We start from the raw sequence: 22,221 nt of genomic DNA, 5'->3' as shown, positions 1-22,221 counted from the left end.
ACAGAAAAAGAAAAAAGGATGAGCCGGTTATACCAGTTCATCCTTGTTAAAGTTGTGATGCAAAGGTGTGTATTTGCATGAAATTGAGATGGATAACGACGGTGTGTGGGTGGCGGAAACACCGCACTCCATTCTGAAGTTATTTTCCAGTAAATTATTCTTTTGCCCTCTCAACGTAAGTACGCTCTTTTGTGTCCACTTTAATTCTTTCACCTTGCTCAATAAAGAGTGGAACCATTATGGTGGCGCCGGTGTCAATGGTGGCAGATTTCAATGATGAGGTAGAAGATGTATCACCTCTAACGCCGGGTTCGGTATATGTTATTTCATATATGATGAATTGCGGCAGGTTAACCATCAGCGGTGTTTCAGAATCTACGTGGTAAACCATATCCACCTCCTGGCCTTCGCGAAGCAAATCGGGACTCTCAACCAGATTTTCGTCCACAGCCATCTGCTCAAATGTTTCACAATTCATTAAATGATAGCCCATTTCATCCTTGTACAGGAACTGATGCGGACGATGCTCCACGCGTGCTTCGGTTACTTTTACACCTGCGGAGAAAGTGTTTTCCAGCACACGACCGGTTGATATGTTCTTTAGTTTGGTTCTTACAAATGCCGGACCTTTTCCCGGTTTTACGTGTTGAAACTGAACGATGGTGCACAGCTGTCCGTTATACTCGATGCACATCCCGTTTCTAAAATCTGCTGTAGTTGCCATATTAATGTTTTGTCAAAATATAGAAATTGAACAATGATATTTTCGGTGCAAAAATAGTGCAAAACATTGAAATATGCCTTATTGTGATGGATAATGGTTGCAATAATTGAATTATTGCTTAATGCAATTAGTATATCTTGGTGCGGTGCTGTTTCATCTCCTCAGCCAGAAGTTTGGCTTGTCCGCCTGTCATTCGGTTCAACAGTGCCCAGAAACGAGGGCCGTGGTTTTTCTCTACGGTATGAGCCAGTTCGTGTAGCAACACATAATCAATCAAATGGTCGGGCAGGCGCATGAGGTGCAGGTTCAGGTTTATATTGTCAACGCCTGAGCAGCTTCCCCAACGGCTTTTGAGGTTCTTCACAAACAATTGTTTGTATCGCAAGCCATTTTGAATGGCCAGCTGGTGCAGCCTTGTTGGCAGGTAGCGTTTGGCTTCGCGCCGCAGAGCCTCTTCAATGCCATAACGTATGGCTTCCTGTATTGGGGTCTCGGCCACATTCAAATGTTGTGGATAGTAAACGTTTAGATAACCATTGGCCAGATGCAGTCGCACATCGTTTCGTGGCGCTTTTTGTATCTTTAGCGTAAAGGAGCGTGATTTAAACTGGGTGGTTTCGTCAAAGAGGGTTAAATCGCTTTCGCGCGCTTCCATTTTTATCCGGGCTTTTTTTATCCACTCTTTTTTTTCATTCACAAAATCAAAGGCCGATTTTACCGGAAAGCCAGGAGGATATATCACCTGTACGCCCTCAAAAGGTTTGAGTCGAATGGATAGGCGCTTGCTTCGCTTGTCAGGGCGAAACATCACATCTCCCACACCTTCAATGGCGACTACTATTGGTTCGTTCACAGTTAAATTCCTTTATGGCAAAATTAGTTTTTATTCAGAAAGAAAAAAGTGTAGATGAGGGCGATGAAGTGTTGATTTATGATTGAAAAGCATTGTTAATGACGTGGTGGGAGTGTTATTCATCGATATAAAAAAACAAAAAGCCCCTGATTGGAGGCTTTTTGTTTTGTTTGGGGGTATCAATTTATTAGCTAATCCCTTTATGATATTCTTGAAGAGATTTTACCTGATAATTGCCATTGTGGCGCTCCTTGATACCCGCAGTTGCTGCTTTGGCTGCTGCGGTAGTGGTGATGTAAAGCACATTGTGTTTGATGGCGCTCTTACGAATGTAGGAGTCATCAAACTCACTCTGCTTACCGGCGGGGGTGTTAATCACCAGGTTGATGTCGCCATTTTTGAGCATGTCCACAATGTTGGGACGCCCCTCGTGAACTTTTAACACTTCCTGAGCCTCAACGCCATGCCCGGCAAGGAATGCTTTGGTGCCTTTGGTGGCTACAATGCCGAAGCCCATCTTCACAAAATCCCTGGCTACGTCCACTATTTTATCTTTGTCGCGGTCGGCAATGGTAATGAGTACGTTGCCTTCGGTGGGCAGCTTCAACTTGGTGGCTTCTTGTGATTTGAAGAAGGCCAGGCCAAAACTGTCGGCCATACCCAGCACTTCGCCGGTGGAGCGCATTTCTGGCCCCAACACGGGATCCACATCGGGGAACATGTTAAAGGGGAATACCGCTTCTTTCACACCAAAGTGCGAGAACACAGGTTTCTTCAGGTTAAAGTCCGACAGCTTTTTGCCAAGCATGATTTGCGTGGCAATTTTTGCCATGGGGATGTTACAGATTTTTGATACCAAAGGAACCGTCCGCGATGCTCTGGGGTTGGCCTCCAGGATGTACACCTCACCGTTGTAGATGGCATACTGGATATTCATCAGACCAATCACTTTCATTTCGATGGCGATGCGACGGGTATAATCTTCGATGGTCGCAATCTGGTCATCGGTAATCACCACGGGCGGAATCACGCAGGCCGAGTCGCCCGAGTGGATGCCTGCATATTCGATGTGCTGCATCACAGCGGGTACAAACGCATCTGTTCCGTCAGCAATGGCGTCTGCTTCTGCTTCTATGGCATCCTCAAGGAACTTGTCGATGAGCAGTGGCCTGTCGGGCGACACTTCGGCGGCAGCCGCTTTCACGTACTGACGCAGCATGGCCTCATCCAACACAATTTTCATACCTCTTCCACCCAAAACGTAAGATGGGCGTACCATCAGCGGATATCCGATGCGTGAAGCAATCGCGATGGCTTCTTCTTCGGTGCTGGCCATGCCCGATGGTGGTTGCGGGATGTTGAGCTTCTCCATGATTTTGCGAAACTGGTCGCGGTCTTCGGCCAGGTCGATGGTCTCCGGCGTGGTGCCGATGATTTTTACGCCGTTGGCTTGCAGCTCGCTGGCCACGTTGAGCGGTGTCTGACCGCCAAACTGGCAAATTACACCATCGGGCTTTTCTTTATTGTAGATGCTCAGCACATCTTCTACTGTGAGCGGCTCAAAGTAAAGTTTGCCTGATGTATCGTAATCGGTAGATACGGTTTCGGGGTTACAGTTCACCATGATGGACTCAAAACCGGCATCGCGAATGGCGAAGGCCGCATGTACGCAACAGTAATCGAACTCGATGCCTTGTCCAATGCGGTTGGGACCACCACCCAACACCATGATTTTCTTTTTGTCATCCACCTTCACCTGGTTGGGTGCGTTGTAGGTGGAGTAGTAGTAGGCTGCATCGTTCACGCCGCTAACCGGTACAGGCTCCCACGCCTCTTCAAGTCCGAGTGAAAGGCGGCGCTCTCTAATCTCCTTTTCGGGGATGGCAAGTAATTTGGCCAGATATTTATCGGCAAAGCCATCTTTTTTGGCTTGTAGGAACAGTGCGTCAGGCAGTTGACTTCCTTTGTAGGTGAGCAGTTGCTCCTCCAGTTCTACCATTTCTTTCATCTGCTCGATGAACCAGGCTTTGATGGCTGTTTTTTCGTGCAGTTGCTCCACTGTGGCACCTTTGCGCAACGCTTCGTACATGATGAACTGGCGCTCACTTGATGCGTGATTAAGTAACATCATTAGTGCGTCGAGTGGCAACTCATTAAAGTTCTTGGCAAAACCAAGCCCATAACGACCGGTCTCCAGCGAGCGAATGGCTTTTTGAAATGCTTCCTTATAGTTTTTTCCGATGCTCATTACTTCGCCCACGGCGTGCATCTGGGTGCCTAGCTTGTCATTCAATCCTTCGAATTTCTCGAATGCCCATTTGGCAAATTTCACCACCACATAATCGCCCCACGGCTCATATTTATCAAGGGTGCCTTCTTTCCAGTAGGGCAGCTCATCGAGCGTAAGTCCGCAGGCCAGCATCGCCGATATCAGGGCAATGGGGAAGCCGGTAGCTTTTGATGCCAAAGCCGAGGAGCGTGAGGTGCGTGGGTTGATTTCGATAACCACCACACGGCCGGTTTTGGGGTCGTGCGCAAACTGCACGTTGGTTCCGCCAATCACGCCCACGCTCTCTACGATGCGGTAGGCGAAATCCTGAAGGCGCAGCTGCGTTTCCTTTGAGATGGTGAGCATTGGCGCTGTACAGAATGAGTCACCGGTATGAACGCCCACGGCATCCACATTCTCGATGAAGCAAACGGTTATCATTTTTCCGCTTTGGTCGCGCACAATTTCGAGTTCCAGCTCTTCCCATCCAAGCACCGACTCCTCAATCAGGATTTGATTAATCATACTGGCAGCAATACCTCGTGCAGCAATGGTCCGAAGTTCTTCCACGTTGTAAACGAGACCGCCACCTGTGCCACCCATGGTATAGGCAGGGCGTATCACCACCGGATAGCCAAGCTCATCGGCTACACGCTCGGCATCTTCAACGGTAACCACAGCTTCGCTGCGTGCCATTTCAATGCCCAGTTCATTCATCGATTTTTTGAATTCGATGCGGTCTTCGCCTTTTTCGATGGCTTTGAGGTTCACACCGATGACCTTAACGTTGTATTTTTCGAGAATGCCTTTGTTGGCCAGGTCGAGCGAGAGGTTTAGCGCTGTTTGTCCACCCAGGTTGGGCAGCAGGGCATCGGGACGTTCTTTTTTGATGATTTCGGTGAGCGCGTACTCATTGAGCGGCTCAATGTAGGTGAAATCAGCCATCTCGGGGTCGGTCATGATGGTGGCCGGGTTGCTGTTCACCAGCACAATTTCGTAGCCCAGCGCACGCAGCGCTTTACAGGCCTGGGTGCCTGAGTAGTCGAACTCACACGCCTGCCCAATCACAATGGGGCCCGATCCGATGATGAGAATTTTGTGGATGTCGTTCCGTTTTGGCATTTTACTAAGGTGGTTTGTTATTTGAAAAGATTGTTGAAATGCGGGATACTGTAACGGAAGGAAAGATGGATGTGCTGTGTATAGAAAAAAATCCGGCAAAGAGAGGATTTTAAGATTTTCATCGCGATTTTCCCTGGTTATGATTCAGTTTTGTTTACCCCAAAACGGATGCAATATTACTAAAAAAATGGTTAGGGTAATAACAAATAGAGGGTTAGATTTGGATGAAAGCACTTTACTTATTGATGGGTGGGTGTTTTGTGGGAGTTAAGGCAGTATGATGTGAATTGTGGAGCGGAAGGGCTCTGGTAAATGAAGTGATTAGACTGCCAGCATTTGCTTTAATAATTAAAACATCCAAAAACAATTATCCAGAAACAACCTCTTTTAGAGATTGGTATCTTTCAAAAACTGGTTGATAAGGGCATCGATTTTTTGGTTGCGTTGTCGCAGTCCGACTATTTTGCCAGCTACACCGGTTACAACAATAGCTCCTGCAAAAACGCCGATGATGACAGGTTTTGTGAGGTTTGTGAAAGCTGCCAGAAAAACAATGAGTATGATGTAGAAAGGTGCTGCATAGGTGATAAACTGCCTGCCCGAACTGCATCCGCATTCGTCGAGCAGGTCGTTGAATTGTTTGCTCCAGTCGTGGTTCTGGGCATCATCCAGAGCGGAGAACCTGAGCGTTACCTTATCGGGTCGTTTTTTTGAAATAAGCTTCAGGTCGTCAATGGTTTGTATCTCCATCATGGTACTGATATTTGGTTGGCAATTACAAATATAGTCAGTTATTTGCAGCGGCCAACCTGTCAGTTAAAATTGAACGACACGCCCACAGAGTAGGGATAAAGTTCAGGCCCTTTACCATCCTTAAACAACGAAATTGGTGTATAGGTGGCGTAGATACCTATTTTGTTGTATCCTGCCCGCGCAATATAGCTGTACCGGAATGGATTAAGGTCAAAACTGTCGCGGTTTTTACGTTTGAAGTTTGATCCTTCGTCGGAATATTTCACTTTGGTATGTGATCGCAGCCGCATGCCGCCCACCACGCCAAATCCTACATACAAATGGTCTCTTGATCGGGCATCGGCAATGTGAAACTCCAGCATCACAGGCGCATTGAGGTAGAGGGTTGTCAGTTTGGACTTTCCGATACGAGCTGTTTCAGAGATACTGGGGAACCATGCCATAGAGTTTTCATTCAAATCTGAGAAGCGGTTCAAGTCAAAGCGATAGTTGTTGTATTGCAGTCCCAATGATGAAACCAGACCCACGTGTGACCCAATTAGCCGGATGTTCTTTTGTGCTGGATAGATGGAGAATTCAATGGATTTTTCATGTATCAGATCCATAAACTCGTAGCCGGGAGGCACGTTTTCATTGAAGTCGGCATCCACATAGCTGTTTATGCCAAGGTTGATACCCGACAGGTTTCCTTCGAAATAGCGAATGCGGCGTTTGGGTGAGCGGTAAGCCGGACTAATGGTTATTTCTCTCACATTGCCTTCACGATGAATTTGCACCTGCTCACGACCTATACGAACGGCTGGTTCACTGTGCGTAGGGCTTTTAATAGAATCTTTTGATAAATTTTCATTCGGTATCAGCGCTTCACTTTTGGTTTTTTCGGGGATGTGAATCACGCGCCCCTCTGTATCAATGTACATAGAAACACCATTCATCATCGCCAGGGTTTTTCCATCGGTGAAATCACTTACCTGATCGTACATTGGCGGGATGACCGGATTGCCGTTACGATCGATAAATCCCAGTTTCCCATTCTGTAGAACGCGGGCCAGCCCATCTTTAAATGGCCATATCTGCTGAAAATCGGCCGGCACTACCACGTTACCTTCCGTATCAATCAGGCCGGTTTTGCCATCTTTGAGCACTTTAAAAAATCCATCCTCCTCAGGCCAGATGTGATTATATTCGGCCGGGATGAATGTGGAGCCATCGCGATTCACGTATCCCATCCTGCGGTTTTTCAGCACCTTGGCTTTGTCGTTTAAAAATGGCCAGATTTGGTCGTATTCGGCAGGAAGAATGATGCCCTTCTCAAGATGGTATAAGCCAATTTTAAGGCTCTTGAGCACCCGTACGTAATTTTCGTCATCCAAATCGTAAACCTGATCGAAACTGCACGGCACCAAAATTTTGCCACTCTCATTAACGATGCCGATTTGCCCATTCTTTAGAACTCTATAAACACCGGGTTTCATAGCCCATTTGCGTTCCCATTGTTCTGTGTTTTGGCGGGCTTGCAATAGCATTGGTGCAGCAAGCAGCAATAGCACTGGTGTTATGAGTCGATATAAGCGTATCATGGTTGATGTTTTAGTCTTTGGTGTGTTGATTCATTGAGCCTTGTTTGGGAGCGAAAGTGCTTTAAAAATGATGCGCATCATAAGGCTTGCAATCTTCATTTTGGCTATTTCACTCCCCTGTAAAGCCCGTGCAAAGTTAAAAGTTTAAGAGTGTAATCCCCACACTCCAGGGATATAGTTCGGGTCCTTGCCCGGCCTGAAACATTCTTGACAGGTCGCAGGTGGCATAAAGTTTCACAAAACGGGAGCCTGCTCTTACGGTGGCTCCGTACTTGAAAGAGTTTACGTTGAGGTCGCTGCGTGATTTCTCTTTTTTACTGCCGGCGTTGTCATGATACACCATTTTGGTGTGTGAGCCCAGTTTAAATCCACTATAAAGGCCCCCGCTTAGATAAATCCGATTTCTGTCGGAGCTGTTAGGTATTTGCACTTCGAGCAGCAACGGCACAGTCAGGAAGGTGGTGGTGAGCTTGTTTTTCTTGATATCTCTGTCGGTAACAATGTAGGAGGTGTTTCCCTGTTCGTCGCGGGTAAGAATATTGGGTGAATCCAAACGGTAATTGTTAAATGTGATTCCCATACCGGTGACCAGTCCCAGGTTGTTGCTGTTTTTTTGCAGGCCAATGTTGTGCTGAAGGATGTTAACGCCTACGGTAACCGATTTGCCTGTGTTGAGGTCCATAAAGCGCGCATCTTGGGGCAGTTCGCTCTTAAAGGGCGATGAGAAGAAGTTGTTGAGACCGAGATCAACACCAGCCCAGTGTCCTTTGAAGGTTTGACGGGGTTCGTGAACCATTCGGATGCGTGTGGTGCCCTGCTTTGATTCATCCAGTATTTCAAATTTTCTGCTTCCCAGGGTGATGCGTGTCACAGTGTCGTTACGATGGTGAACTTCAACCCTGCCACCGGGAAAGGTCACATTGGTATAGCTCGATGTCTCTTCAACCGTAACCAGATCAGTTCTTTTTTTTTCGCGGTCGTTATCGCTTTGGGCGATGGCCGAAACAGAAATCAATGTGATTGCCAGGGCAGCAGCCATCGTTCTCAGTGGGGATATGTACATTGTCTTCATGAGTTTTGTTTTTATAATCAACTTAAAAGTTTCTATTCGTTTAAAACCCTTCCGGAAGGCTTTTATCATGTGACGCCCCGGATAAATTAAAAGTTACAAGCAGACAGGAAAAATATTCTGGTAAGTCTGTGTGTGGATAGAAAATGCTAAACCGCAGAGACGCAATGGCGCAAAGGGATGATAATTGATGGGAAACTATCTCCTCAACAGCCTATTGTGCCAGTGCATGAACAACTACTCTTTCACCTAAGTGTGAGATTATCCGGATAGATTAATCGTTCAGAGTGTTTTTGCGCGGCAGTCGTTGCGTAATTTCAAAATTATCACCACTCACATTAATGGCTACCAGCTCACCATCGGCATCATACACCCTGTTAACACTCAGATTTAGTGGCGACAACCGGCCAATCAATTCCGATGCTCTGGCAATGAGGGTAGTGGGCTCATCGGGCAGTACCGGTTTTGGAAGCGCTGTGAGTGCGGCAAGGGTACGCTGGTTTTCGAGATATACAGGCAGCATCATCTTAAGGCCTACCTCATAACTATTGGGCATTCGCCGCGCGGGTATCGAAATATCTACCGGTGAAGGTGTTGCGTTGATGAATGCCATTTCATTGTGCCGGGAAACAGTTTCTGGTGCAGATGCTGAATGAGCAAGTGTTGGTTTCACCACCGTAGATGTCTGTATTGGCTGAGTAGATGTTTCCACGACAGGCGTTTCGGTATGGCCGGAAATTGTCGATGGCACTTCGGTCTCAGCAGGCGTGAGTGTGGTAGCGGCTATCAGGTTGCTTTCTGTTTCTGTGGCGATGAAGTGGTCTTTGTAGTTCAGCAGTGATATCACCAGCATGGCCGCTACTGCGCCTTTCATCACCGGCCAAAACCAGGCGTAGCTGTTTCTTATCAGGCTCTTTTTTTGTGCGTAATAGATAGCAGGTGGTGTCAGGCGCAATTTTTCATAAAGCGACAAATCGGCAACGGCCCGGGGTTGTTCAGCCAATATTTTGTTCAGCTCTGCCTGTTCGGGCCCATTGAGTCGCTCCTCCGTTTTTTTAATCATCAGGTAATCAGATTGCGGCATGTCGCCGAAACCTTCGGGTGCTTTGCGTAGCTGAGCTTTGCCGGGGAACAACACGATGGGCGCTGCCATTTCGGGTATCGGGTCGCTAAGCTCGTCCAATTCGGCGCGCAAGTCGGGGTTAGCGGCAAGAAAATCAGACAGCATCAGCTCATCCTCTGGCAGCAAACGCCCTTCCAGATGGTCGAGGAACCAAATTTCGTAATTGTTTCGGCTGATATATTTTTCCTTTCTGCTCATATTACCACCTCCATTTTACCAATGTATTTTTTCAGGAACAACCGCGCGCGATAGATATATACTTTCACCTGGCTTTCTGAAAGACCTGTGATTTTTTCAATCTCTTCATAGGAATAGCCCTCATAATCGCGCAGCATAACCACCATTTTTTGAATTTCGGGGAGTTGTTCCACCGCCTGATGAAGTATCTCGCTAAGGTCTGAATATTGGTTCTCGGTCACATGACCTGACAATGGTCTGTCGTCAATCGATACTTGCGGCTTTTCACGGCGCACGGCATCAACCAACACATGATAGGCGGTGGTGAAGAGATAGCTCTTCCCTTTGGCCGGGTCGATGCCATCCTTGTGCCGCCACATCTTTTCATACGCATCCTGCACAATGTCTGCTGCTTTGTCCTCGTCTTTTATGTTTTTCAGGATAAAGCGGTAGAGATTGTCGGCATGAGCTTCCACGCATTCGTTATACTGAGCCTCAGTCATTGCCAGTGATTAGGTTTTACTGTGTGACGTTTGATGGTGAAGCTAAGTTACAACCAAATTGTAATTTTTTTTTTACAGATTTTCATTTCATGTTATCATCCTTCACGCATTGTGAAGTTCCGGTGTTTGTAATAGCGCTCCATGAAGATGGCAATGAGTAGGATGCCTATCAGCGTTTTGCGGCGGTCGGCCACGAGGGAAGCCATCAGGCAGATGGCAGTCAAAAGTGTTAGCCCGGTCACAATGTGAGCTGTTTGGGATAGTCGAGGTTAAAGTGCAGTCCGCGACTTTCGCGACGCTGCTGGGCATGTTTAATGATGAGGTATCCTACCTGGATGGTGTTACGCAGTTCGCAGAGCTCTTCGGAAACAGTTGAGCGCTGAAAGAGGCTTTCGGTTTCGTGGTAGAGAATCTCCAGACGGTCCATGGCGCGCTTCAGACGCAGGTTTGAACGCACAATCCCCACATAGTAGCTCATGATTTGCTCAATCTCCTTCTGACTTTGGGTGATAAGCACCATCTCCTCGGTGATGGAGGTGCCTTCGTCGTTCCATTCGGGCACACGGTCGTTGAATGTGTAGCTGCTGATATTGGCAATGGCATCCTTTGCTGCGGCATCGGCAAACACCACCGCTTCGAGCAGTGAGTTGGACGCCAGTCGGTTGCCGCCATGCAGTCCCGATGAGCTGCATTCTCCGGCTGCATAGAGCCGACCGATGGTGGAGCGGCCGTTCACATCCACTTTAATGCCACCACATGCGTAATGTGCTGCCGGCACTACCGGTATCATATCTTTGGTAATATCGATGCCCAGTGAGAGACATTTTTGGTAGATATTGGGATAGTGGGTTTTAATCTCCTCGGCCGGTTTGTGGGTCACATCCAGATACACAAAATCGTCGCCGGTGGTTTTCATCTCGTTGTCGATGGCACGAGCCACAATGTCACGTGGAGCAAGGTTTTCACGCTCATCATACTTGTGCATGAATTTTTGCCCGTCGCGGCGCTTGAGGATGCCGCCAAAGCCACGCATGGCCTCGGTGATGAGGAATGAAGGACGCTCTTTTGGGTTGTAGAGCGATGTGGGATGAAACTGTATGAACTCCATGTTTTCGACCATGCCTTTGGCGCGATACACCATGGCGATGCCGTCGCCCGTGGCAAAAGTGGGGTTGGTGGTTGTTTGGTACACGGCTCCCACGCCACCGGTTGCCATGAGTGTCACCTTCGAGAGGATGGTCTCTACGCAATTGGTTTTACGGTTTAGCACATAGGTGCCGTAACACTCTATGTCGCGACGCCATTTGTTCACAATTTCACCCAGATGGTGCTGCGTGATTAGCTCCACAGCAAAATGGTCTTCCAGCACATCGATGTTGGGATTGGATTTCACCGCTTTGGTGAGCGCCCGCTGTATTTCAAAACCCGTGTTGTCTTTATGGTGCAGAATGCGATGTTCGGAGTGGCCTCCCTCGCGGTGCAGGTCAAATTTTCCGTCTTGTGTTTTGTCAAAACGGGTGCCCCAGGCCATGAGCTGTTTTATCTGTTCGGGCGCTTCGGTCACCACTTTACGCACCACCTCGGGGTTGCAAAGGCCTGCCCCGGCATTGAGTGTGTCGTTGATGTGCTTCTCAAAATCGTCGGGCTGGTAGGTAACGGACGAAATGCCACCCTGGGCATAGGCCGTTGTGGTTTCGTCAAGCTTGTGTTTGGTGATGACACAAACCTTTCCGTGACCGGCCACTTTGAGCGCGAAACTCAACCCTGCAATACCACTGCCTATAATCAGAAAATCATATTTCTTACGGCGCGAGATGTCTGTTTTCCTCATGACTGCATAACACTTTGGTTATGCAAAGTTACGAATCTCATCGATATAATGATATAAACGGAATGGTGAGCATGTTTTATCTGATGATTCTTTAAAAGCTATAAATCTTCGAGCATAAATCGCTTTTTATGTCGGAGGTTTTTGAAATGGCTAGGTGTGAGTCCAGTCATTTTTTTGAATTGGTTGGAAAGATGTGCTACACTGCTGTAGTTTAGTTTGTCCGCAATTTCAGTAAGGTTAAGTTCGTTATAAACAAGCAGTTCCTTCGCCTTTTCAATTTTATGCATTAAATAAAAACGTTCGATGGTGATTCCTTTTACTTCGCTGAAAATATTGGAAAGATAGGTGTAATTGTGCTGGGTAATCTCAGTGAGATAGTCAGAAAGGTTTACTTTTATTTGGCAATCCTGGTTGTGAACAAGCTTGATTATAAGGGTTTTAACGCTTTCGACCAAAATGCTTTTTTTATCATCAATTAACTCCAGTCCTGCTTTTTTAAGGTTGTCGTTCAATGTCTTCAGCTGATATCCGGATACTTTGCCTGGAAGTACAACTTCTCCCAATTCAATTGAAGTCCAGTGCAAACCGATTTTTTCCAGTTCGGATTGCACAGCCATAATGCACCGTCTACAAACCATATTCTGGATATATATTTTCAATTGATAGGAGGATTAATGTTTTTGTAAATGTACGAAAATGAGCTTAATAATGACAGCCAATGCCGTAATGAATAATTTGCGAGAAGTAATTTGGTCGCATTCACACAACCATACACTCATCAATGTGTGAATGATGTAAGTTATAAACTTTTGTGTGTAAAGTATTTCTGCTTGCTGCGGTTTAACTTGTACTCTCATGAAAGGAGTATTTATGAAGCGCAATGGAATAAAGTTCAGTAGATGCAGCTTTTGATTGTCTCGCGATTATGATTTGAATTTTAAAAGCTGTGAAGTTCTTTTTTAAGCATCTGTCATCAGGTTGCTTTTAAATAGATTGGAGCATGTTCAGAAGTTGTTTAAAGGACTGTTCTCCAATCACATGCATTAATTTCTTGATGAATGGTTTTATTTAATAAGTCACAATTTTGTTTAACAATTTAACATTTTAAGTTATGGGAAATCTTCTTTATACAATAGCTGTAATATTAATTATTGCCTGGGCAATTGGTTTTCTGGGCTATAGTGCAGGTGGTCTTATTCACATTTTACTTGTGATTGCAGTTATTGCAATTATACTCAGATTGATTCAAGGTAAGAAGGTGCTTTGATGAGAGATTGAAGAAACTTATACTGAGATATAATCTCTATTTGGGACTTACATCAATACGGTATGAGAATTATCTGTCTTTTACAGTAGGTTATTACCTGTTTAAACATCTAAATGAGGGTTTAAACAGGTCATAATGGCATGTTTTAACAATCACTTAAAAAAACTTTTATGAAATCACGTAATATCTTATTCAGCATAATGACAGGTTTGTCACTGGGAGCCATAATCGGAGTACTATTTGCACCTAAAGGGGGAATAATACGAAGAAGGAGAATGTTGCAAAGGAGAGCAAAAGATATCGAGGCTGCAAACGAAAAGGATTTTGAGGTTTTTGATGGGGCAACCAAAAAGAGTCAGAGTGCCAAAGAAAAAATTGTTGAATCTGGGCAAAAGCGGCATGTTCAACCTGAAGTTGTAGCTAATGGCGATAGAGAATAGTCTGAGATGTGTTGGTGTATAGATCTGATCTCTTTGTAGCAATGCTGCAATAAGTTACCTACTAACGGAATCCTTTCTGAACCGAACAAGACTTTGAAATAATAAAATTGAGAAAATTAAAATGAAATGGCGATAGAGAGCATTTTTAAATACAATAAACTGCTTTAATCTTACAATATAGCCAATTGTGTGAATTTTAGGTTGTTGAAAGATGTATTTTTCACAACAAATTTTTTGACAAATAGAATTGTGAATATTATTGCATAGCTTGTTGAATGTAATGATTAGTAATACAGATAAGTGATATAGTGGAAAGCCAAAGTAAATAAGTGTAAAGGTAGAGGTTATATGATAAATATTAAAAGGGAAGGAATCTTGTTGTCACCATCTGGGTTGCAGTTTGAAGATATGGGCGTACTAAATCCCGCTGTAATTAGAGTAGGAGATAGTGTTCACCTATACTACAGGGCTGTTCAAAAGGGCAATCATTCAACTATCGGATACTGTCGGTTGGATGGTCCATTAACAGTAGTTGAGCGATGGGAAAAGCCATTAATTGTGCCGGAGTTTGAATATGAATCGCACGGTGTTGAAGATCCTAGAATTACGAAGATAGACGATTTGTATTATCTTACCTATACTGGATATGATGGGATAAACGCAAGAGGTGCATTAGCTGTTTCAAAAGATCTTCTTCATTTTGAAAAACATGGGATGATTGTACCACCACAAACTTATGCGCAGTTTGTTTCTATAGTTGAGGGTTCTGAAAAAATAAGTGAAGATTACTGGTTGAACCCAAAGTTCTACTACCAATCAACTGATATTGACAAGAAAAAATTGCTGTGGGATAAGAATGTTATTTTTTTTCCACGTCGTATCAACAATAAATTGATGTTTCTTCATAGGTTAAGGCCTGGAATACAGCTTGTTGCTATTAATGAATTAGGTGACCTGACTAAGGAGTACTGGAACAATTATTTTCGGGACTTTCATAAACATATAGTTCTAGATCCTTTATACGAGCATGAGTCTAGTTATATAGGAGGAGGTTGTCCTCCTATTGAAACGGAGTACGGATGGCTTATTATTTATCATGGGGTTAAGAGGATGTTTAATGGAACATTCGTTTATTCAGCCTGCGCAGCTTTGTTGAACCTTGAAAACCCGTTGATAGAGATTGGTCGGCTACCATATGCGCTGCTTTCACCGGAAATGGAGTGGGAGTTGAAAGGAGAGGTAAATAATGTGGTATTTCCAACCGGAGCTGTTTTGTTTGGTAGTACCCTTTATATATACTATGGTGCAGCTGATTCACTAATTGGTTGTGCATCATTGAATATCACTGATTTGGTGCAGGAGCTTATGAGTGGAGCAATGAATAGCTGATACCTTAAGTTTTACTGCTTATCAAATTTTATGACATTCTCTAACATCGTTTTTAAGGATAATGACATGGCTAAAAGAAACGCGTTTACAGATATGATAGCAAGTGCTTTTGTAGTTGCCGACAAAGAGTCTCCTCCTGAAATCATTATGGTGACTTCGTATCCGCCAAGGGAATGCGGAATTGCCACGTATTCTCAGGATTTAGTTTTAGCAATTAACAGTAAGTTTAGTAATTCATTGTCCATACGAATATGCGCATTGGGAACAGAAACCGGACAGATTCAATACCCTTCAGAAGTAAAATATGAATTAAATACATCCATTGTTGAGGAATATGCTAGAATTGGAGACCTGATACAAAACGATAACTCGATAGAACTGATTGTAGTTCAACATGAATTCGGCTTTTTTAAGGGCAATGAAAATGCTTTCATTTCATTTTTAAATGCGATATCAAAGCCTATTATTATTGTTTTTCATACTGTGTTACCACATCCAGGCAATGAGTTATTATCCTTAGTGCGAAATATCGTTGCTCATGTAAAGGCTGTGGTGGTTATGACCCATAATTCTGAAGGGATATTAATTACAGACTATAAATTGCCACAAGAGAAAGTTACCATGATTCCACATGGAACCCATTTGGTATCACATTTCAATATCAATCTATTAAAGAAAAAATATGGTCTGCAACAGCGAAAAGTAGTAACTACATTTGGTCTTCTAAGCTCGGGTAAAAGTGTTGAGACAACTATTCAAGCTTTGCCTGCAATTATTAAACAATGTCCAGAGGTGCTTTTTTTTATTATTGGCAAAACTCATCCTGAGGTAGTTAAAAGGGATGGAGAAGCATATCGTAAGAGCCTCGAAGCAGCCGTTGCAGATAATGGGCTTCAGGATCATGTCGTTTTTGTGAATAAATACTTAGAGTTGCCAGTTTTATTGGAATATTTACAGTTAACAGACATCTACCTGTTTACTACACGCGATCCAAACCAAGCAGTGAGTGGAACTTTTGTATATGCAATGAGCTGCGGCTGTCCGGTTGTTTCAACTCCGATACCACATGCGCGGGAAATAATCACAAATGATACAGGTATTATATTCGATTTTGGCAACTCAGAACAATTGGCGGCGGCGGTTATTCTATTGCTGAATAATGAAAGTTTACGTCACAATATTTCAAATAATGTATTGCACAAGATTGTTCCCACCTCGTGGGAGAACTCAGCTATTGCACATTTATGCTTATTCAATAAATTGACTAATGGGAATATAGAGCTTGAATACAATCTTCCTAAAATTAATTTATCTCATATTAAAAATTTGACAACTGACAAAGGAATAATTCAGTTCTCGAAACTTAACCAACCTGACTTATCCTCTGGTTACACCTTGGATGATAATTCAAGGGCATTGGTGGCTATGTGCATGTATTACAAGCTAACGTTAAGTCATGATATTCTTAAGGAGGTAAACAGGTATCTTATGTTTATTAAACAGTGCCAGCAGAATGATGGTAGTTTTTTAAATTATATGGACAGCAATGCGATTTTTACGAATCAAAATTGCGCTGTTAATCTGGATGATGCTAATGGAAGAGCCATTTGGGCACTTGGTTTTTTGATTTCATTAAGTAACACACTACCTGAAGCGATGGTGTTTGAGGCCAAAATTATGATTGAGAAAAGCATTCCTGTTTTAACCGATATACATTCCACAAGGGCTATGGCTTTTGCCATAAAGGGCCTTTTCTTAGAGATTAAAGGATTGAAGTATCCTCTTATGAAAGATAATTCAACAAGCACTCAGTCAATGTCAACGAGTAACCCTGATGAAATTAAGATTAAGAGACTTGAAGTTGTTCGGTTGTTTGCAGACAGATTGAGAGAAATGTATAATCATGAACACGGTAGAGATTGGGAGTGGTTTGAGCCATATCTAACTTATGCAAATAGTATTGTTCCTGAAGCAATGCTTTTCACATGGATTTTGACTGGTGAAAGAGTTTATAAAGAGATTGCTATGACATCTTTTTCTTTTCTCCTAAATAGAATTTATAACAAGAATGGTATAGAAGTCATCTCTAACCGAAACTGGCAAATTCGCGGTCAACCGCCGTCGCACTATGGAGAACAGCCTATTGATGTTGCCTATACAATAATGACACTGAGTACTTTTTATGACGTTTTCAAAAAAGATGAATATATAGAAAAGATGAAATTAGCTTTTAATTGGTTTTTAGGGCATAACCGACTGAATCAAATAGTCTATAATCCTTGCACGGGTGGTTGTTTCGATGGTCTGGAGAAGCTGGATGTAAACCTGAATCAAGGTGCAGAGTCAACATTAAGTTATTTGATGGCCAGAATAACAATGGAGAAATATACGAATCTTAAGCCGGATGTTAAATCAGTTAGAGTTCCAGCGTCTTTTTAAAGTGATTATGCTTTATATCGTTATAGTTCAAAAGTAAACCTAAAAGAGAGATTAACATGAAAATTTATAGACCAGCAATGAGTGACCGTCGGAGCGTGAAGGGTCTATTAAATGGAACGATGCGATTAGGCGAAAAAGCCAAAGCGCAAAAGGATGACATTACCCTTCTGCTTATCAATTCTGCAGATGTGGTTCTCTTTATGATGAGGGTAGCCAAGGAGACATTTTCCCGTGATTTTGAATTCAAGGAGTTCTTCAGACAATGCTTTCAAATAGGATACAAAACCCTGCCGCTTATTACTGTTACGGGTGCTATTATCGGCTTGGTGTTAACCATCCAAACACGGCCGGTGTTGGCCGATTTTGGTGCTGAGTCATTGCTGCCTGGTATGGTGGCTGTATCTATTATCAGAGAAATGGGTCCAGTTATAACAGCCCTTATTTGCGCCGGAAAGGTAGGTTCTGGAATGGGTGCTGAGCTAGGATCCATGAAAGTTACCGAACAGATCGAAGCCATGGAAGTATCAGCTACTCATCCCATTCGTTTTTTGGTGGTACCGCGTGTTTTGGCTGCAACACTTATGATTCCAATTCTGGTATTATATGCCGATGCTTTGGGAATTTTGGGCAGTTGGGCGGGTGTAAACATTAAAGGAAGTGTCTCTTTTGTATTGTTTTTTTATCAGGCGTTCAGTGTAGTGGATTTTCTTGATTTTATTCCGGCGCTTATAAAAACTTTCTTTTTTGGTGCTGTAATTGGTTTTGTAGGATGCTATAAAGGGTATAATGCCGGTCGTGGAACTGAAAGCGTGGGTGTTGCAGCAAATTCAGCCGTAGTTGTAGCCTCTTTATTGGTAATTATAACCGATATGATAGCTGTTCAGATTACGGATATGCTTTAGACACCTGTATCCAATACTTGTATTTCAATTAACTGTCTCAGTGTTTTGTGTGGTGCGAGTGCATTATTCATTAAAGTCATTAAAATGTATAGAGGATTTGAAGAAACAAGAGGCAAAGAATCAGCCGAATCAGTTGTTGTGATTGAGAACCTCAAAAAATCATTTGGCAATGAAGTTGTTTTGTCAAACGTGAGCCTGAAGCTTTTTCAGGGTGAGAATCTGGTGGTTCTGGGCAAGTCTGGTTCCGGTAAATCGGTGTTGATAAAGTGTATCGTGAGACTGCTGGCCTTTGATGAGGGTAAAATTAACGTGCTTGGTTACAATATAGGCGAGTTGAATAACACAGACTTGGGGGAGTTAAGGAAAAAAGTAGGCTTTCTATTTCAAAGCGGGGCATTGTACGATTCAATGACTGTTAGGCAAAACCTGGAGTTCCCTTTGCTGAGAATCAGAAAAGAGCTTAACCGTAAAGAGGTTGATGACAAGATTCTAGAAGCACTCGAAAATGTTGGATTGGCAGATGCTTTGGAAAAAATGCCTTCTCAATTGTCAGGTGGCATGCGCAAGCGAATCAGTCTTGCCCGAACCATTGTTGTGGATCCATCAATAATGCTCTACGATGAGCCAACTACCGGATTGGATCCTGTTACTTCGCAGGAGATAAGTGTTTTAATTAATGAGGTGCAGAAAAAGTATAAAACATCATCAATCATTATAACACATGATATTGAATGTGCCCGAAAAACAGCCACACGCATCGTGATGCTTCAGGATGGGGCCATTTACAAGGAGGGTAGTTTAACAGATTTTGAAAAGTCAGATGATGCATTGATAAAAGCGTTTTTTATGCAATCAGGAACTTGATATGGTCAGTAATTGACCATTGGCGCAAAAGTGATTTTTGGTTTGTGCCAATATTTGATGTGAGATGAATTTTACTTTTTTACTAAAAAGACCATGGAAAGCCACACGCAGAAATTTAAAGTGAGATTGGGCTTATTTATCATAGGAGGGTTGGCCATTTTTGTCACTGCCATCTTTTTGATTGGACGGCAGCAAAATCTTTTCGATCCGGTATTTAAGGTCACAACTACATTTAATAACATTAGCGGATTAAGAGTCGGCAGCAACATTCGATATTCGGGCATCGATGTGGGAATTGTTGACAACATTTCCATCATCAATGACTCAACTGTAAAAGTAAATCTGTTGATTAAAAGAAGCGTACAACAGTTTATCAAAGCTGATTGCGAGGCGGGTATTGGCTCTTCCGGTATTATTGGAGACCGAATTTTGATTATCACCCAGGGAAGTTCAGATGCGCCGGTGGTGGCAGATGGTCAGGAGATAAAATCTGTGGAGCCGGTTGAAACGGATGACATCATCAAGAGTTTGAAAGTAACTGCCGACAATGTCTCACTCATTACATTTGAACTGGCAGAGATAATGATAAATATTAACAGCGGAAATGGCACACTGGGTCGATTGATAAAAGATTCTACCACTGCTGAGAGCATCAGTCAAGTCATTCGTAACCTTGAAGAAAGCAGCCAGGGTTTAAATGCAACCATACTGGCTACCAGGGCTGATGTATCTAATATTATGCAGAGCGTGCTCGTCTCTACTGAGAATGCAGAGCGTATAACCCTGCGTTTTGACCAGATAGTTGAGAAAATAAACCAGGGTGATGGCCCCATTGGCAGGTTAATACAGGATACAATAATGTCTGAGAACATCAATCAAACAATAATAAACGTGAAGGAGAGCACCCATGCTCTGAATGAGAATCTGGAAGCCCTCAAACACAATTTTTTATTTAGGGGCTACTTTAAACGCAAAGCAAAAGAGGAAGAGAAAAACAAACAGGCCACAGAAGAGTATATCCGCCCTGAATAAGTTAATCGTTGTGAGAAAGAAAGGCCTCATATTGTGCTTGACAGGATTTATGATGGGGAGTATTCTGTTTTCCCAGCAGCCATCTGCAAAGCGCGACTCAGCCACCATCTATAGAGATATTGAGGCTTATTCCGGCCAAAACAGGTTTACAAAGTTTCTGCATCGGTTGATTTTTAGTGCTGTAGCGGACTCCATGGCCGAGAATAGGATTTATAAAAAGCGGATAAAAGGTCACTACAACAGGTATGAAGGTAAAATTATCCGACACATATATGTAGAAACCCTCGACCCATTTGGTTATTCCGTAAAAACAAAGTATGTACCCCCGCTAAACTTTTTATCGCGTTCAGGTAATAATTTGCATGTTCAAACCAGAGCTTCAACCATTCGCAACCTGATGCTGATAAGGGAGAATGAGCCATTCGACTCGCTATATGTAAAGGAGTCTGAAAGATTAATCCGTCGCAACGAATACATCCGCGATGTTGTCTTTCATATTAATCCGCTCAATGATTTATCTGATTCGGTTGATATATATATTCGTGTTCTGGACCGATGGAGCATAACACCAAAATTCAGCTCTAAAAGTGACTATAAGCATTTTGCGATTAAGGATCAGAATTTTATTGGGTTGGGCCACGTTCTTGAAAATGGCTATACACTGCATCATGGTAACCAGCCTACAGGAGTTTATCTGAATTATCACATACCCAATTTCCGCAATACATACATTAATGCTACAGGAATCTACGGCACCAATGAGCATAAGTATTTTATCAGAAGCATTGAATTTGATCGCCCTTTTTTCTCCCCTTATGCCAAATGGGCTGCCGGAATAAAGGTGGAACACCAGCATTTTAAAGCCACTTATTTAGATGAGGATTTGAATGTTGTATTACAGAACGTGAGATTTAATACTGTTGATTTTTGGGGAGGTAATGCCATCCGTTTGTTCAGAGGCAATACAGAATATACGCGAAGCACGCGCTTTGTTTCAGCACTGCGTATGTTGCGAATTAGATACATTGAAAAGCCTCTTGCTATGTTCGATACATTGAGGGTGTACGAAGGTGAAAATTTTGTTTTAGGATCAATCGGCATTTCAACGCGAAAATATATTCAGGATAAATATGTATTTCAATTTGGCGTAACCGAAGATGTTCCGATAGGCAAAACCTTCAGTATTACCGCAGGCTATCAGGAGAAATCCAATAGGGGAAGGCTTTATTTAAGTGGACGAGCAGCATACGGCACTTATAATTCCTGGGGATATCTGAGTCCGGACATTGCATACGGAACCTTCTTCGAAAACTCGAAGCCATCACAAGGAGTCTTGTCTATTAGTATCAATTATTTCACTGAATTGATTGAAGCCGGAAACTGGAAATTCAGACAGTTTGTAAAGCCTCAGGTTACTCTGGGCATAAAGCGCCGCCACAATGATTACCTATCGCTGAACGACGACTATGGATTGGATGGTTTTAACAGTCCTGAATTGATGGGTACCAAGCGGATTTTGTTTACTCTGCAAACCCAGTTTTATGCACCCTGGGAATATTTAGGCTTTAGATTTGGCCCATACATAAGCTATTCAGGCGGCTTCATCGGAAATGTAAATCATGAGCTGAGAAGCAGTAAAATTTATTCTCTGTTTGGTATTGGAGTGCTCATTAAAAATGAGAATCTGGTTTTAAATATGTTTGAATTGTCTGTTGCCTATTATCCCGTTATACCCGGTTCAGGTTTCGATGTTATAAAATTTAACTCTAACAAAGCCAGCGATTTTGGTCTACGTGATTTTGGAATTGGCAAGCCGACACCTGTCCCATTTTTATAAAGGTGTGAATGATGTAAATGTGTTCATGGGTTATGTAATGATTTGCA

General features: G+C 43.3%; 19 protein-coding genes. 8 read left to right on the top strand and 11 right to left on the bottom strand.

All coding sequences use genetic code 11. The features are described 5' to 3' along the window. Positions 1-154 precede the first annotated feature (154 nt). The 11 genes from efp to ALKIM_RS0108230 form a co-directional block, all read right to left on the bottom strand. Entirely contained in the window at positions 155-724 is a 570-nt protein-coding gene (gene efp, locus ALKIM_RS0108280; protein WP_026474224.1) for an elongation factor P, read from the bottom strand. A 127-nt stretch (positions 725-851) separates the two neighbouring features. Continuing rightward, complete coding sequence (locus ALKIM_RS0108275) at positions 852-1,577, bottom strand: M48 family metallopeptidase (protein WP_026474223.1); 726 nt, start codon at positions 1,575-1,577, stop codon at positions 852-854. A gap of 187 nt (positions 1,578-1,764) precedes the next feature. Next, positions 1,765-4,968, bottom strand: a complete 3,204-nt coding sequence (gene carB / locus ALKIM_RS0108270) for a carbamoyl-phosphate synthase large subunit (RefSeq protein WP_026474222.1) — start codon at positions 4,966-4,968, stop codon at positions 1,765-1,767. Between the two features lie 387 nt (positions 4,969-5,355). Further along, positions 5,356-5,721, bottom strand: coding sequence for a hypothetical protein (locus ALKIM_RS0108265; RefSeq protein ID WP_026474221.1), 366 nt, complete (start codon positions 5,719-5,721; stop codon positions 5,356-5,358). 59 nt (positions 5,722-5,780) lie between these two features. Continuing rightward, the gene (locus ALKIM_RS0108260) at positions 5,781-7,301 is read right to left on the bottom strand and encodes a WG repeat-containing protein (RefSeq protein ID WP_084555841.1); all 1,521 of its coding nucleotides are present in this window, start codon (positions 7,299-7,301) and stop codon (positions 5,781-5,783) included. Between the two features lie 136 nt (positions 7,302-7,437). Next, a complete protein-coding gene (locus ALKIM_RS0108255) occupies positions 7,438-8,373 on the bottom strand; it encodes a porin family protein (RefSeq protein WP_235714397.1) in 936 nt (311 codons plus the stop codon). A 271-nt stretch (positions 8,374-8,644) separates the two neighbouring features. Next, a complete protein-coding gene (locus tag ALKIM_RS0108250) occupies positions 8,645-9,691 on the bottom strand; it encodes a hypothetical protein (protein WP_026474218.1) in 1,047 nt (348 codons plus the stop codon). Then, positions 9,688-10,173 carry an RNA polymerase sigma factor gene (locus tag ALKIM_RS0108245; RefSeq protein ID WP_026474217.1) on the bottom strand — a complete coding sequence of 162 codons (486 nt, stop codon included), beginning with the start codon at positions 10,171-10,173 and terminating at the stop codon, positions 9,688-9,690. The genes ALKIM_RS0108250 and ALKIM_RS0108245 overlap by 4 nt, the downstream gene beginning before the upstream one ends. A 95-nt stretch (positions 10,174-10,268) precedes the next feature. Beyond that, a complete protein-coding gene (locus tag ALKIM_RS19895) occupies positions 10,269-10,415 on the bottom strand; it encodes a hypothetical protein (protein ID WP_157363856.1) in 147 nt (48 codons plus the stop codon). Further along, positions 10,412-12,004 carry an L-aspartate oxidase gene (nadB, locus tag ALKIM_RS0108235; protein WP_026474216.1) on the bottom strand — a complete coding sequence of 531 codons (1,593 nt, stop codon included), beginning with the start codon at positions 12,002-12,004 and terminating at the stop codon, positions 10,412-10,414. Before nadB ends, ALKIM_RS19895 begins: the two co-directional genes overlap by 4 nt. A 98-nt stretch (positions 12,005-12,102) precedes the next feature. Further along, a complete protein-coding gene (locus ALKIM_RS0108230) occupies positions 12,103-12,621 on the bottom strand; it encodes a helix-turn-helix domain-containing protein (RefSeq protein WP_235714396.1) in 519 nt (172 codons plus the stop codon). A gap of 494 nt (positions 12,622-13,115) precedes the next feature. On the opposite strand from ALKIM_RS0108230, the gene ALKIM_RS19890 reads away from it, so the two are divergent. The 8 genes from ALKIM_RS19890 to ALKIM_RS0108190 all read left to right on the top strand — a co-directional run bounded on the left by ALKIM_RS19890 (position 13,116) and on the right by ALKIM_RS0108190 (position 22,174). Continuing rightward, positions 13,116-13,271, top strand: a complete 156-nt coding sequence (locus ALKIM_RS19890) for a lmo0937 family membrane protein (protein WP_157363854.1) — start codon at positions 13,116-13,118, stop codon at positions 13,269-13,271. A 170-nt stretch (positions 13,272-13,441) separates the two neighbouring features. Beyond that, positions 13,442-13,711, top strand: a complete 270-nt coding sequence (locus ALKIM_RS0108220) for a hypothetical protein (RefSeq protein ID WP_044117828.1) — start codon at positions 13,442-13,444, stop codon at positions 13,709-13,711. A 348-nt stretch (positions 13,712-14,059) separates the two neighbouring features. Then, positions 14,060-15,100, top strand: a complete 1,041-nt coding sequence (locus ALKIM_RS0108215) for a glycoside hydrolase family 130 protein (RefSeq protein WP_026474213.1) — start codon at positions 14,060-14,062, stop codon at positions 15,098-15,100. Positions 15,101-15,166: 66 nt separating this feature from the next. Further along, positions 15,167-17,539: a glycosyltransferase gene (locus tag ALKIM_RS0108210; protein ID WP_218916688.1), complete on the top strand. Its 2,373-nt coding sequence runs from the start codon at positions 15,167-15,169 to the stop codon at positions 17,537-17,539. A 56-nt stretch (positions 17,540-17,595) separates the two neighbouring features. After that, positions 17,596-18,441 (top strand): MlaE family ABC transporter permease, encoded by an 846-nt coding sequence (locus ALKIM_RS0108205; RefSeq protein WP_235714395.1) that lies wholly within the window; start codon positions 17,596-17,598, stop codon positions 18,439-18,441. A gap of 84 nt (positions 18,442-18,525) precedes the next feature. Beyond that, positions 18,526-19,305 (top strand): ABC transporter ATP-binding protein, encoded by a 780-nt coding sequence (locus ALKIM_RS0108200; protein ID WP_026474210.1) that lies wholly within the window; start codon positions 18,526-18,528, stop codon positions 19,303-19,305. 93 nt (positions 19,306-19,398) lie between these two features. Further along, complete coding sequence (locus tag ALKIM_RS0108195; protein ID WP_026474209.1) at positions 19,399-20,337, top strand: MlaD family protein; 939 nt, start codon at positions 19,399-19,401, stop codon at positions 20,335-20,337. A 10-nt stretch (positions 20,338-20,347) separates the two neighbouring features. Next, entirely contained in the window at positions 20,348-22,174 is a 1,827-nt protein-coding gene (locus ALKIM_RS0108190; RefSeq protein ID WP_157363852.1) for a BamA/TamA family outer membrane protein, read from the top strand. Positions 22,175-22,221: the final 47 nt, after the last annotated feature.

The organism is Alkaliflexus imshenetskii DSM 15055 (assembly GCF_000517065.1).
In the GTDB taxonomy this organism is placed as follows: Bacteria; Bacteroidota; Bacteroidia; order Bacteroidales; family Marinilabiliaceae; genus Alkaliflexus; species Alkaliflexus imshenetskii.
Note: the sequence above shows the minus strand (reverse complement) of the source record. Positions and strands in the feature narration are given on the sequence as shown.